14 protein-coding genes are annotated in these 14,961 nt (G+C 59.6%); 9 read left to right on the top strand and 5 right to left on the bottom strand.

What is annotated here, in order from left to right; genetic code table 11:
* Nucleotides 1-9: 9 nt before the first annotated feature.
* The 4 genes from FHT97_RS07280 to FHT97_RS07265 form a co-directional block, all read right to left on the bottom strand.
* A complete protein-coding gene (locus FHT97_RS07280; RefSeq protein ID WP_183754499.1) occupies nt 10-798 on the bottom strand; it encodes an ABC transporter permease in 789 nt (262 codons plus the stop codon).
* Nucleotides 795-1,688, bottom strand: a complete 894-nt coding sequence (locus FHT97_RS07275; RefSeq protein ID WP_183754501.1) for an ABC transporter permease subunit — start codon at nt 1,686-1,688, stop codon at nt 795-797. Before FHT97_RS07275 ends, FHT97_RS07280 begins: the two co-directional genes overlap by 4 nt.
* A gap of 72 nt (nt 1,689-1,760) precedes the next feature.
* The gene (locus FHT97_RS07270) at nt 1,761-2,864 is read right to left on the bottom strand and encodes an ABC transporter substrate-binding protein (RefSeq protein ID WP_183754503.1); all 1,104 of its coding nucleotides are present in this window, start codon (nt 2,862-2,864) and stop codon (nt 1,761-1,763) included.
* 180 nt (nt 2,865-3,044) lie between these two features.
* The gene (locus tag FHT97_RS07265) at nt 3,045-3,917 is read right to left on the bottom strand and encodes a MurR/RpiR family transcriptional regulator (RefSeq protein WP_183860965.1); all 873 of its coding nucleotides are present in this window, start codon (nt 3,915-3,917) and stop codon (nt 3,045-3,047) included.
* Nucleotides 3,918-4,093: 176 nt separating this feature from the next.
* Here FHT97_RS07265 and FHT97_RS07260 point away from each other — a divergent pair, with 176 nt between their 5' ends.
* The 6 genes from FHT97_RS07260 to FHT97_RS07235 all read left to right on the top strand — a co-directional run bounded on the left by FHT97_RS07260 (nt 4,094) and on the right by FHT97_RS07235 (nt 11,633).
* On the top strand, nt 4,094-4,867 hold the full coding sequence (locus FHT97_RS07260; protein ID WP_183860963.1) for an N-formylglutamate amidohydrolase: 774 nt from the start codon (nt 4,094-4,096) through the stop codon (nt 4,865-4,867).
* A gap of 126 nt (nt 4,868-4,993) precedes the next feature.
* Nucleotides 4,994-6,541 carry an amino acid permease gene (locus FHT97_RS07255; protein ID WP_183754509.1) on the top strand — a complete coding sequence of 516 codons (1,548 nt, stop codon included), beginning with the start codon at nt 4,994-4,996 and terminating at the stop codon, nt 6,539-6,541.
* A gap of 145 nt (nt 6,542-6,686) precedes the next feature.
* Complete coding sequence (locus FHT97_RS07250) at nt 6,687-8,054, top strand: glutamine synthetase family protein (protein WP_183860961.1); 1,368 nt, start codon at nt 6,687-6,689, stop codon at nt 8,052-8,054.
* 105 nt (nt 8,055-8,159) lie between these two features.
* Nucleotides 8,160-9,545 carry an aldehyde dehydrogenase family protein gene (locus FHT97_RS07245; RefSeq protein WP_183860960.1) on the top strand — a complete coding sequence of 462 codons (1,386 nt, stop codon included), beginning with the start codon at nt 8,160-8,162 and terminating at the stop codon, nt 9,543-9,545.
* Nucleotides 9,542-10,687 (top strand): iron-containing alcohol dehydrogenase, encoded by a 1,146-nt coding sequence (locus tag FHT97_RS07240; protein ID WP_183860959.1) that lies wholly within the window; start codon nt 9,542-9,544, stop codon nt 10,685-10,687. The genes FHT97_RS07245 and FHT97_RS07240 overlap by 4 nt, the downstream gene beginning before the upstream one ends.
* 232 nt (nt 10,688-10,919) lie before the next feature.
* Nucleotides 10,920-11,633: a ParA family protein gene (locus FHT97_RS07235; RefSeq protein ID WP_183860957.1), complete on the top strand. Its 714-nt coding sequence runs from the start codon at nt 10,920-10,922 to the stop codon at nt 11,631-11,633.
* A gap of 68 nt (nt 11,634-11,701) precedes the next feature.
* Here FHT97_RS07235 and FHT97_RS07230 read toward each other — a convergent pair whose 3' ends face one another.
* Nucleotides 11,702-13,057: a L,D-transpeptidase gene (locus FHT97_RS07230; RefSeq protein WP_183860955.1), complete on the bottom strand. Its 1,356-nt coding sequence runs from the start codon at nt 13,055-13,057 to the stop codon at nt 11,702-11,704.
* A gap of 232 nt (nt 13,058-13,289) precedes the next feature.
* Here FHT97_RS07230 and FHT97_RS07225 point away from each other — a divergent pair, with 232 nt between their 5' ends.
* The 3 genes from FHT97_RS07225 to FHT97_RS07215 all read left to right on the top strand — a co-directional run bounded on the left by FHT97_RS07225 (nt 13,290) and on the right by FHT97_RS07215 (nt 14,955).
* Nucleotides 13,290-14,129: a DUF4432 family protein gene (locus tag FHT97_RS07225; RefSeq protein ID WP_183860953.1), complete on the top strand. Its 840-nt coding sequence runs from the start codon at nt 13,290-13,292 to the stop codon at nt 14,127-14,129.
* Between the two features lie 69 nt (nt 14,130-14,198).
* Entirely contained in the window at nt 14,199-14,537 is a 339-nt protein-coding gene (locus tag FHT97_RS07220; protein WP_183860951.1) for a TIGR01244 family sulfur transferase, read from the top strand.
* A 73-nt stretch (nt 14,538-14,610) separates the two neighbouring features.
* Nucleotides 14,611-14,955 carry a RidA family protein gene (locus FHT97_RS07215; protein WP_183754531.1) on the top strand — a complete coding sequence of 115 codons (345 nt, stop codon included), beginning with the start codon at nt 14,611-14,613 and terminating at the stop codon, nt 14,953-14,955.
* Nucleotides 14,956-14,961 lie beyond the last annotated feature (6 nt).

Below are 14,961 nucleotides of genomic sequence, written 5' to 3'. Positions count from 1 at the left end.
CCAGATACCTTACGACTTGGCCGGAGCGGCTCGGTGAAAGCGGGAGGCGAGATTGAGCAGGCCCATGCTGAGCCAGGTGATCGAGAAGGCGATGACCGCCAGCGCCGACGGCTCGTAAGCGCGGTTAGCGCCGACCAGCTGCAGGTAGGGGCCGAAGGCCGGACGATTGAGGAGAGCGGCCATGGTGAATTCGCCCATGACGATCGCGAGCGTGATGAAGGCGCCCGAGAGCACGCCGCTCATGACGTTCGGGAAGATGCACTTGAACATGATCGTCGTCCAGCTGGCGCCGAGGCTCTCGGCCGCCTCCGTCAAGGTGCGGACGTCGATTGCGCGCATCGCCGTGTCGACCGCACGGTACATGTAGGGTAGTGACAGCGTCATATAGGAAAGGACGAGCAGGACGTTGGTGCCTGAGGTCGAGCCCGTCAGCGGCAGGATCGAGGATGAGTTGTACATTCTCAGATAGCCGAAGACGATCACAATCGCCGGGATAACCAGTGGCAGCAGCGTGATGAATTCTACGACCGGGCGGATTTGCGGCAGGCGCAGACGCACCCAGTAGGCGGTCGGTACCACAAGCAGCATGCCGAAGATGATCGTCAACAGAGCCATCAGCATCGAATAGCCGAAGGTTTCGCGGAACTGCGCATCGGAAAAAACCGAGGCGTAGGCGTCGAAACTGTATGTGCCGCGGCGCATACGCAGCGAGAATTCGATCGTGGCGATGAGTGGCAGCAGGAAGTAAATCGAGCCGAACGCAATGGCGATCCAGGCTCCAAGGCGTGAAGTCTTCATTTTTGCCACCGTTCAGCGCGCATGCGCAGCAGGATGTAGAGGAGATTGGAGAGGCCGGTGATGACGATCATGCCTAGCGCCAGCGCATAGCCGAGGTTGGCATTGTGAAGAACGTCGCCGCGGATCTGCGCATAGAGCAGGATCGGCACGATGTTCAGCGAGCTACCGGTCAGCGCGTAGGCGGTCGCGATGGCACCGAAAGCATTTGCAAAGAGCAGCAGCGTCGTGCCCATCAGGCTCGGCCAGAGGATCGGGAAGGCGACCATCCGCCAATACTGACCGTTGGTGGCGCCGAGGATCAGCGCGGCTTCCTTCCACTCCTTTTTCATCCCGTCGAGAGCCGGCGTCAGGATCAGCACCATCAGCGGGATCTGGAAGTACATGTAGGTGAGGGTGAGCCCGAAGAAGCTCAGTAGGTTGAAGCCGGTGGAATAGAGATTGAAGCCGAACCAATCGCGCAGCAATACGGTGACGAGCCCGGTGCGCCCAAGCGTGGCGAGGAAGGCGAAAGCAAGCGGCACGCCGGCGAAGTTTGAAGCAACGCCGGAAAAAGTCAGAAGGCCCGAGCGGACCCAGTTTGGGAGGCCGCCGAGGACGATGGCCCAGGCGAGAAAGAAGCCGATCAGCGCACCGCCGAGGGCGGAGGCGACCGAAACCCGAATGCTGATCCAGTAGGCGCTCAGGATCGACGGCGTGAACAAGTCGGCAATGTTCTGGAGCGTCAGATTGCCTTCAGGCGTCAGGAAGGCGCCTGCCACGAGATAAAGCGTCGGCACGATAAGGAACAGCAACGCGAAGATCATGAACGGTGCGATGCCGAGCCAGTCTACGATCTTGTCGCGGTTTATCATGGACGTGGTCGTGACCACGGATGTTGAAACGGTGCTCATAGACGACAGCCTTATCGGGGCAATGAAAACGAAACCTCTCCGCCCAAGGGCGGAGAGGCCTTGTGTCAAAGATTACTTAACGTTCGCGCCGACAACGCTGTCCCACTTGCCGGTGATGGCAGCCTTGCCAGCAGCCTGCTCGTCGAGCGTCGGGAAGACAGCCTTTTCATAGGCAGCAGCCGGCGGCAGCTTGTCGAGAAGCTCCTGCGGGATCTTCTTGTTGGCTGCGAGGTCGTTGAAGCGGATCGGGTGGCAATAGCCCTTCAGCCAGCCAAGCTGACCTTCGTCCGAATAGAGGTATTCCATCCAGAGCTTTGCAGCGTTCGGATGCGGAGCGAAGGCGGAGATCGCCTGGACGTAGACGCCAGCGTTAACGCCCGATGCCGGAACGACGACTTCAACCGGCGGGTTGCCCTTCAGCGTATCGCGCCAGGACAGGCCGTTGTAGTCCCAGGCGACGACGATCGGGGTCGAGCCCTGAGCGAGCGAGGCAGACTTGCCGATGACAGGCACAAGGTTGCCGGCCTTGTTGAGTTCGGCGAAGTAGGCGAGACCGGCTTCACCAGCCTTGGTCGCATCCTTTTCACCGGCTGCGATACCTGCGGCGTAAACTGCCTGGACAGCTTGGTTCGACGCGCGCGGATCACCAGCGAGGGCGATGCTGTTGGCGTAGTCCGACTTCTTCAGGTCGGCCCAGTCCTTCGGGACTTCCTTGACGATGTCGGTGTTCACGACAAACGAGAGGACGCCGTAGTAGTCGCCGTACCAGAAGCCGTCAGCATCCTTGGCGCTATCCGGGATCGAATCCCAGGTGGAGACCTTGTAGGGCTGGATCAGGCCGTCGGCCTTTGCTGACGGACCGAAGGAGAGGCCGACGTCGATCACGTCTGGAGCCTGCGGGCCGGTGTTGCCCTTGTTGGCCTTGATGGCTTCGATTTCATCGCCCGAACCGGCGTCCGGGTTCAGCTCGTTGACTTCGAGACCGTACTTGGCCTTGAAGCCGGCGATGACGTCGCCGTAGCCGCACCAGTCGTGCGGAAGCGCGATGGTGGTCAGCGTACCTTCCTTCTTGGCGGCAGCGATGAGTTCAGCGCTCGGTTCAGCGGCTGCGATTGCAGTCGAAGCAACAACAATTGCAGTAGAAAGTGAAAGAATTCTAGAAATATTAGAGATCACTGTTGTTCTCCTTCGTGGTTCAGTGTCTGACGATGCTGTTACTGACGTTACGTGAAGCTTTCGTGACAGTTTGATGACCTTATTTTTTCTTTGTATAGCAGGCATTTGGCGGCGGTGTTTCATTTACGACACGTTGTTCACTCAAGCGCGGCCTGTCATCTCGCTGTCGTATTTTCCCTCCTAACTGAGTTTGCGGAAGAGCCTGGTTTGTTCGAACAGACCCTCCAGCGTTTTCATGCGTTCTTTCGTTTCGTCCCATGTCGAACTCTGAACGGCTTCGATCAGCGCTTCGACAATAAAGAGAGTGACGACTGATGAATCCCAGGCCGATGGGGCCTCGATCTGCACACGAAACGTGTGGCGCGCGAGCTTGGCGGCAGGCGATCCCCATTGATCCGTAAACACGACAATCTCGGCTCCGCGCTTGCGGGCCGCGGTCGCGAGACTGACCATCTCCTGCTCGTAGCGGCGGATATCGAAGATGACCAACAAGTCGCCGGGATTCAAATTGAGGACGTATTGCGGCCAGCTGCTCGAATTAGATGAGAGCAGAGCGGTGTTCGGGCGAATGACCTGCATATGCGTGAAGAAGTATTCGGCGAGCGCGCCGGTGATGCGTCCGCCGACAAAATAGAGGCCGCGCTTGCGGTCGGAGAGGAGGGAGGCGACGCTGTCAAACGTCGCTGTATCGAGCGCGCTCAGCGTCTGGCGCAGATTGCCCATGATCGCGTCGGCAAAGCGGTTCAGAATATGCGTGCCCGGCGCATTGGAGGCCCAGCGGTCGTGCTTGGCGATAGGGTTTGAAATCGTTGCTTCGACTTCCTGATGGAGGTGCGACTGAAAGTCGGGATAGCCCTTGAACCCAAGCTTCTGGACCATGCGCACGACCGTTGGCGTTGACACACCGGCGTTCTCAGCAATCGTCGTTATGCTTCCCAGTCCGGAGACAGGGTAGTTGTCCAAAAGGCTCTCAGCCAATTGCTTTTCAGCCCGCGTCAGCGTGCCAAAATGCGAATGGATTACGTCCGAAACTGTCTTCGACGCAGCGGTCACGCGATCATGCTCCCCGGGATTGGTCTTGTGCCACTTTCCCACTGAAAGTTAACAACGCTGTCACAATCCATGTCAACTACTGTCATGAAAAGAAATTTTCAGAGTGCGCTTGACAGTCGTCGAAACGTGAAGAATTCTTTTCTTATACATACTTTATTAATGATCGGGATGCGCCTGTGGTGGCTGCTCAGTTCAAGGTCCTAAGCGAAGCGGAAGGCGAATGCGTTTCGGTCGAGCGACCGAACGGCAGGAGCTCGTTGCTGGTGATCTGCGAGCATGCTTCCCGATTGCTGCCTGAGCGGTACGGAACACTCGGTCTCTCCGATGAAGCGCTGGAAAGTCATATTGCCTGGGATCCGGGCGCTTTGGCCGTGGCCCGCGGGATTTCGGAGGCTCTCGATGCCACACTCATCTACCAGCGATTTTCTCGGCTGATCTACGATTGCAACAGGCCACCGGAGTCAGCCGGAGCCATGCCTGAGAAGAGCGAAGTCTATGAGATACCGGGCAATGCCCATCTCAGCGGGGAAGAACGCCTCGCGCGGACAGAAGCGTTGTATATTCCTTTCCATGACGCCATTCGCGCACTGATTCGCGATCGTAAGGCGAGGGGGCGGGAGACGGTGATTGCAACGGTCCACAGCTTCACTCCGGTGTACCACGGCAAGACGCGCGCTGTGGAAATTGGTATACTGCACGACGAAGACAGCCGCTTTGCAGACAGCGTTTTGAACGCCGCATCGTCCGGCTCGCCTCTCTACAAAATCGAACGCAACGAGCCCTATGGCCCTGCGGATGGCGTGACCCACACGCTGATCCTGCATGGGCTGTCCAATGGGCTCCGCAATGTAATGATCGAGGTCCGCAACGACCTCATCTCAGACGAAGACGGTCAAGGGGTCGTGGCCGACTATCTGACAGGGCTTCTCCAGCAAAGCCTGGACGCCTGACAATGAAAAAAAAGACCCCAGGGAGCAGTCTAACTGCGATCCGCCCGTAGGCGAAAACGTCACGGGCACTTTGGCACTGGATGATCATCCGCAATCCCGCGGATGATCGCTAAACAGGGGGAAGTCATGTCCGATTACACGGATCACGACAAGAAGCAGGATATGCATATCCTGCACTCCATGGGCTACGCCCAGGAGCTGGAACGGCGGATGAGCTCGTTCTCGAACTTTGCCGTTTCGTTTTCCATTATTTGCATCCTCTCCGGCGGTATCAACTCACTGGCGCAAGCCACGGCGGGTGCCGGCGGTGCGGCGATCGGCATCGGTTGGCCGGTCGGTTGCTTCGTCTCGCTGGTGTTCGCTGTCGCGATGGCGCAGATCAGTTCGGCCTATCCGACCGCGGGCGGCCTCTACCATTGGGGCTCGATTCTCGGCAACCGCTTCACCGGCTGGGTAACCGCATGGTTCAACCTGCTCGGTCTCGTCACCGTTCTGGGCGCGATCAACGTCGGCACCTACTACTTCTTCATGGGCGCCTTCGGGACAAGCTACTTCGGCCTGACAGACACCACGATGGTCCGCATCGTCTTCCTGGTTATCATTACCGGTGCGCAGGCGCTCGTGAACCACATGGGGATTGGGTTGACGGCGAAGCTGACGGACTTCTCCGGTTATCTGATCTTTGCGACGGCGATCGTACTGGCCGCTGTCTGCCTGTTGGCAGCACCGTCCTATGACATTGGTCGGCTTTTTACCTTCGCCAATTACTCCGGCGAAGCGGGTGGCAATGTCTGGCCGTCGACTTCGGGCGCGTGGGTCTTCCTGCTCGGTCTCTTGCTGCCAATCTACACGATCACCGGCTACGATGCTTCGGCGCATACCTCGGAAGAAACGGTCAAAGCCGCGCATTCCGTGCCACGCGGCATGGTTTCCTCGGTCCTGTGGTCGGCGCTCTTCGGTTACATCATGCTGTGCGCTTTCGTGCTGATGCTGCCGAACATGGACGATGCAGCCAAGCAGGGCTGGAATGTATTTTTCTGGGCGATGGACAGCCAGGTGAACCCTGTTGTCAAGGATCTGCTCTACCTCGCCATCTTCGTCAGCCAGTGGCTGTGCGGCTTGGCAACGGTGACCTCGGTCTCGCGTATGATCTTCGCCTTCTCGCGTGACGGCGGTCTGCCTGCATCGAAGGCGCTGTCGAAGGTCAGCCCGAAGTACCGTACTCCGGTCGCGGCCATCTGGACCGGATCGATCCTCGCTGTCCTTTTCGTCTGGGGCTCGTCGCTCGTTTCGATCGGTGAGACGCCGGTTTACACGATCGTCGTATCGTGCACGGTCATCTTCCTGTTCTTCTCCTTCGCGATCCCGATCACCCTCGGCCTCTTTGCCTGGGGCACGTCGAAGTGGGACAAGATGGGGCCGTGGAACCTCGGCGAGGGCATGTTCAAGCTGTTCGCGATCCTGTCGATCCTCGCGATGGTGCTGATCTTCGTTCTTGGCATCCAGCCTCCGAACGATTGGGCTCTCTACATCACCGTCGGCTTCCTCGTGCTGACCGCGATCGTATGGTTCGGCTTCGAAAACCGCCGCTTCAAGGGACCGCCGATCGGCGACGAGGTTGCGCGCCGTCAGGCGGAGATCGCAGCAGCCGAAAAGGCAGTCGGCGAAGCCTGAGGTTCTCGACTTCCCTCTCCGACTCCGGGGCCGCGATAGCGGCCCCGTTCTCCGGATCAACGAAAACGCATCACGGCGGCTCACTCGTTTCACTGCATGCTCTTTCGTTGCACCGATTTCAGTTCCAAGTTCAGGCGGATTCACCATGAGCATCTATACCCTCGACGATCTCAAGCAGGATGTAGCCGATGGGCGCATCGATACGGTTCTGGCGTGCCAGGTGGACATGCAGGGCCGCCTGATGGGCAAGCGGTTTCAGGCCGAATACTTCCTGGAAAGCGCGTGGAAGGAAACGCATAGCTGCAACTATCTCGTTGCCACCGACATGGAGATGGAAACCGTGTCCGGCTACAAGGCGACAAGCTGGGAAAAAGGCTATGGCGACTACACGATGAAGCCCGATCTTTCGACGCTGCGCCGCATTCCATGGCTCGAAGGCACCGCGCTCGTGCTCTGCGACCTCCTTGACCACCACACGCATGAAGAAGTACCGCATTCGCCGCGCGCGATCCTGAAAAAGCAGGTCAAGCGACTGGAAGACATGGGCATGAAGGCGTTCATGGCCTCGGAACTCGAATTCTTCCTATTCGACCAGACCTACGAATCTGCACACGCATCCGGTTATCGCAACCTCAAGCTCGCCAGCGCCTACAACGAAGACTACCACATCTTCCAGACGACCAAGGAAGAGGAGGTCATGCGGGCAATCCGAACCGGATTGCAAGGCGCCGGTATTCCGGTCGAGAACTCGAAGGGTGAGGCGTCGGCGGGCCAGGAGGAAATCAACGTGCGGTATGCCGACGCGCTTACCATGGCCGACCGCCACTCCATCATAAAGAACGGCTGCAAGGAGATCGCCTGGTCGAAGGGCAGGGCGATCACCTTCCTCGCGAAGTGGCACTACAATGCCGCTGGTAGCTCGTCGCACATCCATCAGTCCCTCTGGAGCGCCGACGGTAAGACACCGCTTTTCTACGACGAAGGCGGCAAGTACGGCATGTCACCGCTGATGAACAACTATGTGGCCGGTCTTCTCGCACACGCCAGCGAGATCACCTATTTCCTTGCGCCTTACATCAACTCGTACAAGCGCTTCATGGCTGGCACGTTCGCGCCGACGAAGGCGATCTGGAGCAAGGACAACCGCACGGCCGGCTATCGGCTCTGCGGCGACGATACCCGCGCGATCCGCATCGAGTGCCGTGTCGGCGGCTCGGACCTCAACCCTTATCTCGCGTTTGCGGCACTGCTCGCCGCCGGCATCGAGGGTATCGAGAAGAAGATGGAGCTGGAGTCGCCGTTTGTCGGCGACGCCTACGGCGCTCGCAGCGTCCGCGAGATCCCGCGCACCCTGCGTGCAGCAACCGCTGCCATGACGGAATCGAAGATGCTGCGTAGCGCCTTCGGCGATGACGTTATCGACCACTATACCCGTGCTGCCGAGTGGGAGCAGGAAGAATACGATCGTCGCGTTACCGACTGGGAAGTGGCGCGCGGTTTCGAAAGAGCATAAAGCGTAGCCAAGGCCGGACGGCGTCCTGTCACACGATTTCCATATCTCGGGAGATTGTTTGGGGCGTCCGCCGGTTTCGGCATGCCAAAACATAGGATGAAGATCATGGGAATGATCCAATGCATTTCACCGATCGACGGATCGGTTTACGCCGAACGCCCGGCGCTTTCGCTGGAGGCGGCGAAAGACGCGGTGGCGCGTGCGCGCAAGGCGCAGAAGGCCTGGGCAAAGCGGCCGCTGGAACAGCGCGTTCAGCTGGTGTTGAAGGGCGTCGCGCGGCTCAATGAAATGTCCGACGTCGTCGTGCCGGAGCTTGCCTGGCAGATGGGCCGACCGATCCGCTACGGCGGTGAGTACAAGGGTTTCAACGAGCGCTCCAACTACGTCGCCTCGATCGCCGCCGATGCGCTGGCGCCGCTTGTCGTCGAAGAAAGCGACAAGTTCGAGCGCCGCATCGAGCGCGAAGCGCATGGCGTCGTCTTCGTCGTGGCGCCTTGGAACTATCCCTACATGACAGCGATCAACACGATCGCGCCGGCGCTGATGGCGGGCAACACCGTTGTTCTGAAGCATGCGTCGCAGACGCTTGTTGTCGGGGAGCGGCTGGTGCAGGCGTTCGTCGAGGCCGGCGTTCCCGAGGACGTCTTCCAGAACGTATTCCTCGACCACGAGAGGACGTCGGCGCTAATTGCCGCCGGCAGCTTCAACTTCGTGAACTTCACCGGCTCGGTCGAAGGCGGGCGCTCGATGGAGCGTGCGGCGGCCGGCACGTTTACCGGTCTTGGCCTCGAGCTCGGCGGCAAGGATCCGGGCTACGTCATGGAAGACGCCGACCTCGATGCAGCGGTCGATACGCTGATGGACGGCGCGACCTATAATTCCGGTCAGTGCTGCTGCGGTATCGAGCGCATTTATGTGCATGAATCGCTGTACGACAGCTTCGTCGAGAAGTCGGTCGCTTGGGTGTCGAACTACAAGCTCGGCAATCCACTTGATCCGGAGACGTCGCTCGGCCCGATGGCAAACAAACGTTTCGCCAAGGTGGTGCGCGAGCAGGTCGCCGATGCTGTCTCCAGGGGTGCCAAGGCCCTGGTCGATCCGAAGCTCTTTCCGCAGGATGATGGTGGCGCTTATCTTGCGCCGCAGATCCTCGTCAACGTCGATCACTCGATGGCCTTCATGCGCGAAGAAACTTTCGGCCCTGCCGTCGGCATCATGAAGGTCAAAAGCGATGACGAGGCAATCGCCCTGATGAACGACAGCCAGTATGGCCTGACGGCTTCGCTCTGGACGAAGGATCCGGAGCGGGCAGGGCGGCTTGGTCGCGAGATCGAAACCGGCACGGTGTTCATGAACCGCGCAGACTATCTCGATCCGGCGCTCTGCTGGACCGGCGTCAAGGAAACCGGCCGTGGCGGCTCGTTGTCGATCATCGGCTTCCAGAACCTGACGCGTCCGAAATCCTATCATCTGAAGAAAGTCACAGCATGAACATCACAGCCAACTGGAGCTACCCGACAGCCTTCAAGCTCGGTCGGGGGCGCATCAAGGAACTGGCGGACGCCTGCAAGAGCCTCGGCATGAAGAAGCCGCTGCTGATCACCGACCGCGGTCTGGCGTCGATGGCGATCACCCAGACGGGGCTCGACATTCTCGAAGAAGCTGGTCTCGGCCGCGCGATCTTCGCGGATGTTGACCCGAACCCGAATGACAAGAACCTTGAAGCTGGTGTCAAGGCGTTCAAGGATGGTGGCCATGACGGCGTCGTCGCCTTCGGCGGCGGTTCGGGGCTCGACCTCGGCAAGTGCGTCGCCTTCATGGCCGGCCAGACGCGGCCCGTCTGGGACTTCGAGGATATCGGCGACTGGTGGACGCGTGCCAGCCTCGACGGCATTGCGCCGATTGTCGCGGTGCCGACCACAGCAGGCACCGGCTCGGAAGTCGGTCGCGCCAGCGTCATCACCAATTCCGAAACGCATGTGAAGAAGATCATCTTCCATCCGAAGTTCCTGCCGGGCGTTGTCATCGCTGATCCGGAACTGACGGTCGGAATGCCGAAAATCATCACCGCCGGCACCGGCATGGATGCTTTCGCGCATTGCCTGGAAGCCTATTCTTCGCCGTTCTACCACCCGATGTCGGCAGGCATCGCGCTTGAGGGTATGCGTCTCGTCAAGGAATACCTGCCGCGCGCCTACAAGGAAGGCACCGATCTCGAAGCCCGCGCCAACATGATGTCGGCCGCAGCCATGGGTGCGGTCGCGTTCCAGAAGGGGCTTGGCGCCATCCACGCGCTGTCGCATCCGATCGGGGCGGTCTACAACACGCATCACGGCATGACGAATGCCGTCGTGATGCCGGCGGTGCTTCGCTTCAATCGTTCGGCGATCGAGGAGAAGATCGCGCGCGCTGCTGCCTATCTCGGCATTTCCGGCGGTTTCGACGGTTTTTACGACTACGTGCTGCAGCTTCGCTCTGAACTTGGCGTTCCCGACAGCCTTTCTGCGATGGGAATCAAGCCCGACCGAATCGATGAGCTTTCGGCCATGGCGATCGAAGATCCGAGCGCTGGCGGCAATCCGGTCAAGATGACGCTCGAAAATACCAAGGCACTCTTTAAGGATTGCTTCTGAACTTAGAGAAGAAGGCGGACCTGAACTGGCCCGGAAAGCCTAGGCTTTCCGGGCCTTTTTTGTTCATGGCGTCGTGATTGTGCCTAAGTGCAAGAAATGCTGGCCGCAATTTCAGGTGTCGCGTTTAGAAGTTGTTAACCATGATTAGAAAGGATGCATTAACCGCACGATGCTTCCGAGAGTGCGCGACAGAGCCATAGAGAGGCTCACATTTTCCCTTCGAGGACCGACCATGCCAGTCATCACTTTCGCAAACACCAAGGGCGGCGCCGGCAAGACGACAGCCGTACTTCTCCTCGCCACTGAGCTTGCCCAAAAGGGCTATCGGGTGACCATCCTTGATGCCGATCCGCAGCACTGGATCACGCGATGGCATGAGGTGTCCGGCCACGTGCCCAACATCTCGGTGATCGACTTCGTCACATCGGCGTCCCTGCCGCTGCACATTTCGGAAAACAAGCACAATACGGATTACTTCATCATCGATCTCCCAGGCGCGCGCAATCCGCTGTTGGCGACGGCCATCGGGCTTTCAGACCGCGTGCTGATCCCGATCCAGGGGTGCGCGATGGACGCGCGCGGCGGTGCGCAGGTGCTCGAGCTGCTGCAATATCTCGATGAGAAGGCGGGTATCCGCATTGGGCACTCGGTTGTCCTCACGCGCGTCAACTCGATGGTAACGACGCGGGCACTCTCGATCGTCAAGTCGCTGCTGAGCGAGCGTCAGGTGCCGGTGCTCGATACTGCGATCATCGAACGCTCAGCCTTCCGCGATCTCTTCGACTGCGGCGGTACGCTGCATTCCCTCGATCCAGCCCGTGTCAGCAACCTCGACAAGGCGCGCGAGAACGCTCGCTGCTTTGCTGAAGAGATCATGGCGAAGGTACCAGTCAAACTGCCGGAGCCGGCGCGCAGTACTGGCCCCCTGATCCGCTCTGCCGCTTGAATAACCTGATCGACAAATGAAAAATGCGCCCGTAGAGGCGCATTTTTTCTGGTTGGTGCCGCCTGGGATCAATCGACGAATTCGACCGTGACGCCGGGCTTGACCATCTTCGCCAGTTCGGTGGCATCCCAGTTCGTGAGACGGATGCAGCCGTGGCTCTGCGTGCGGCCGATCTTCGACGGCTCCGGCGTTCCGTGGATGCCGTAGGTCGGCTTCGAGAGCGCCATCCAGACCGTGCCGACAGGTCCGTTGGGACCCGGTGGGATATTCAAGATCTTGTCGTTGGCGCCCTGCTGAAAGTTGATCTTCGGATTGTAGGTGTAGCCCGGGTTCAAGGCGACGCGCTCGACCGTCACGGTGCCGGAGGGCGAGGGCGTGTCCGTCGATCCGATCGAGGCCGGGTAAGCGGCGATCAAGTTGCCACTGTTGTCATAGGCGAAGACCTGCTTGCGGCCCTTGTCTGCCACGATGCGCGCAACTGCTCCACCCTTTGCGTCGCCCGGATTAACGACCTTGATGATTGTGCCGGGGACGGTGAAATCCACGCCTGGGTTGATTTCCTTCAGGAAACCTTCGTCCATGTGAAAGCGCTCGGCGAGCATCTCGGTTGTCGAAGTGTAGCCGAGAGACGACATGGCGGCCTTGTGGGCGTAGTCCTCCGGGATTTCCGCTACGTAAGGGCCGGCGGCGTCCGCCGGCGTGATCGTGTAGCTGACGAGCGGTAGACCGCCCGTCATCCGCAACTGCTCGAGAATGGCATCGGTGTTGTTGGGGTCAAGCGTCTCGCCGGCCATCTGCTGGTAGGCATAGATTGCCTTGGTGACGTTCGCGCCCATGCGGCCATCGATGGCGCCGGGAGACACGCCAGCGCGATCAAGGAAAACCTGCAGCGCAACAATTTCGGACTTCGATTTGTTCTTGAGCGTGATCACCGGCTCCTGGGGCGGCTTCGGCTCCAACATCTCGGGTGTCTGCTGATCCTGCTCGATGGACGCATAGTTATCGCCGCCCGGCGGGTAAGGCTGATCGTCAAGCGGCTGTCGGTCGATCGCAGCGTCGCGTGGGATCGAGCCGGTGACTGCACCGCGTTCGGAGTAACGGGCATCGCCGTACGGATCGTTTCCGTAGTAGCCATCGCCATTGTAGGCGTCGCGCACCGGCGGGCGCGGGTAGTAGCCACGCGCACGCATCTCGGTTGCGATCACATTGCCGTAGGGATCGATGAGGACACGGTTGCCGCGCCGGTCGCGTGCGTAGGCTGCGCCCGAAGGGATGTAGTCGAGGATATCGCCGTTTGGCGCCACGAAGACGACGTCACGTTGGCGACCATTATAAAACTGCTGCGCCTCGGCAGAGGGTGCCGCGACAGCGATGGCCAGCAGGGCTGCTGCGGCAGACAATCCCGATATTACAAAGCGATTCACGTCTTTAGACCCTTCAGTGACTTGGCCGACACACACCTGCGAATTTTGACGCTAGTGTGGAATTTATGAAATCGTGCTGAACAAAAGATAAAAACTCCGTGATTTTTCCTTTGGTCATAAACATTTGGGGGCATGGGTCGGTTCCGGTGCGCTCAGCGTGTGGTCGCGATTGACGAATTCGGCGGCACGACATAACCGTGCAAAGGTGGTCAGAACGGGAGGAAGTTGGACGATGATCGAGTTTGCCGCCGCTAAGGGGCCGAAACTGATGCTTGACGAGACGTCGCTGATGGATGTCGGCGGATGTGTTGTCAACGGCGTCGATGTTGCTCCCAAGGAGGCGGTTCCGGATGACGGCGATGCGCGCATTTCGCATTCCGTGCAGGGCTTCCTCTTTACCTGCGGACCGGATCATATCCGTCATCGTGAGCCCATACCCGGCCGCGCCGACGGGAAGGTATATCCCTTGCATGGATCAGGCCCCGGCCATGCAGCCAAAGTTCTCTGGACGAAGTTCGAGAATGGCAATGCCGAGTGCAGGGCGGACATCGATATCGTAACCGTCGAAGGCTTGCCGGCGCGCATCGAGCGCCATTGGTTCATCCACGGCGGGACAGGCGAAGTCAGCCTCAGAGACAAGGTCGTCAACACGAGCGACAAGGTCGTTCCGACCTTCCTGATGTACCATATGAACATCGGTGGGAAGTGGTTCGACGCGGGCACCCGACTCGAAGGCAAGATGCTCGATGGCGGTGGCTTCCCTTGGAATTTCGGCGAGGAACCGGGCGGCATCTTCTGCGTGGAGGCGCCGGCAACGGAAGGCGGCTTCGCCGAGGTGCGGCTTGGCCCGATTGCTGCCACTGGTGGCAGGGTTCTCAGAGTGCGAATTCTTGCCGAGACGCTGCCGCACCTGCAGGTCTGGCGCAATCAAAAGACGCCTGTCGATGTTCTCGGCATCGAGCCGGTGTCGCATCGATGGGTATCACGCTCCGAGTTGGAAGCGGCGGGCGAATTCGTCATGCTGAAGCCCGGCGAGAGCCGCGATTATGCGCTCAGCTTCGCCTTCGTTTGAGTGATCTGCGGTTGACGCTGCGCATGGGGCGGCGTAGTCATTCACCCCACGATTTCAGGAGGATTAGCGATGGACATTCGCCAGATCGACGACGAGTACTCCGTTTCCGGGCAGATTTCGGTCGAGGATCTCGACCAGATCAAGGCTTTGGGTTTCAAATCGATCGTCTGCCATCGTCCGGACGATGAAAGCCCCGACCAGACGCCTTTTGCGCTGGTAGCAGCGCGCGCCAAGGAACTCGGTCTCGATATCGCGCATGTGCCGGTCGGCCCTATGGGCGTCAATGAGGAGGCTATTGCGGGCATGGTCGATGCCTTGGACGAGTTTCCGCGTCCGATGCTCGGCTATTGCCGTTCCGGTGCGCGTTCGACCGCGATCTATCAGAAGACGCACCACATCCGCGCATAGTACTGATCACTGATCCAGGTTCGACGCCGCTTCAATCCAGCGGCGTCTTTCATTTCGTCAATAGGAGACAATCATGACAATCAAGCGCATCGACGTCGGCGCCCGCATGAGCGGCGCAGTCATCCACGGCAACACCGTCTACCTCGCTGGCCAGGTGGGCGAAGGCGAAAGCGTCACGGAACAGTGCAAGTCGGCGCTCGCCGAAGTCGATCGTCTGCTTGCTGCAGCCGGCTCGAACAAGTCGAAGATCCTGCAGACGCTGATCTATCTTTCCGACATGTCCTACTTCGCAGAAATGAACGCTGCCTGGGAAGCCTGGGTCGATCCGGCGAACACGCCGGCTCGCGCAACCAGCGAAGCCAAGCTTGCTGCGCCGAAGTACAAGGTCGAGTTCACAGTTACGGCCGCCCTCGACTAAGTCGAC

It is taken from the genome of Rhizobium sp. BK399, from assembly GCF_014194695.1.
Classification (GTDB): Bacteria; Pseudomonadota; Alphaproteobacteria; order Rhizobiales; family Rhizobiaceae; genus Rhizobium.
This window is presented reverse-complemented; position numbering and strand designations above follow the sequence as displayed.

Bases quoted from the DNA above. Each gene is read 5' to 3' on its own strand.
- FHT97_RS07280 (WP_183754499.1), bottom strand. From the start codon at position 798: ATGAAGACTTCACGCCTTGGAGCCTGGATCGCCATTGCGTTCGGCTCG.
- FHT97_RS07275 (WP_183754501.1), bottom strand. From the start codon at position 1,688: ATGAGCACCGTTTCAACATCCGTGGTCACGACCACGTCCATGATAAAC.
- FHT97_RS07255 (WP_183754509.1), top strand. From the start codon at position 4,994: ATGTCCGATTACACGGATCACGACAAGAAGCAGGATATGCATATCCTG.
- FHT97_RS07250 (WP_183860961.1), top strand. From the start codon at position 6,687: ATGAGCATCTATACCCTCGACGATCTCAAGCAGGATGTAGCCGATGGG.
- FHT97_RS07245 (WP_183860960.1), top strand. From the start codon at position 8,160: ATGGGAATGATCCAATGCATTTCACCGATCGACGGATCGGTTTACGCC.
- FHT97_RS07240 (WP_183860959.1), top strand. From the start codon at position 9,542: ATGAACATCACAGCCAACTGGAGCTACCCGACAGCCTTCAAGCTCGGT.
- FHT97_RS07235 (WP_183860957.1), top strand. From the start codon at position 10,920: ATGCCAGTCATCACTTTCGCAAACACCAAGGGCGGCGCCGGCAAGACG.
- FHT97_RS07225 (WP_183860953.1), top strand. From the start codon at position 13,290: ATGATCGAGTTTGCCGCCGCTAAGGGGCCGAAACTGATGCTTGACGAG.
- FHT97_RS07220 (WP_183860951.1), top strand. From the start codon at position 14,199: ATGGACATTCGCCAGATCGACGACGAGTACTCCGTTTCCGGGCAGATT.
- FHT97_RS07215 (WP_183754531.1), top strand. From the start codon at position 14,611: ATGACAATCAAGCGCATCGACGTCGGCGCCCGCATGAGCGGCGCAGTC.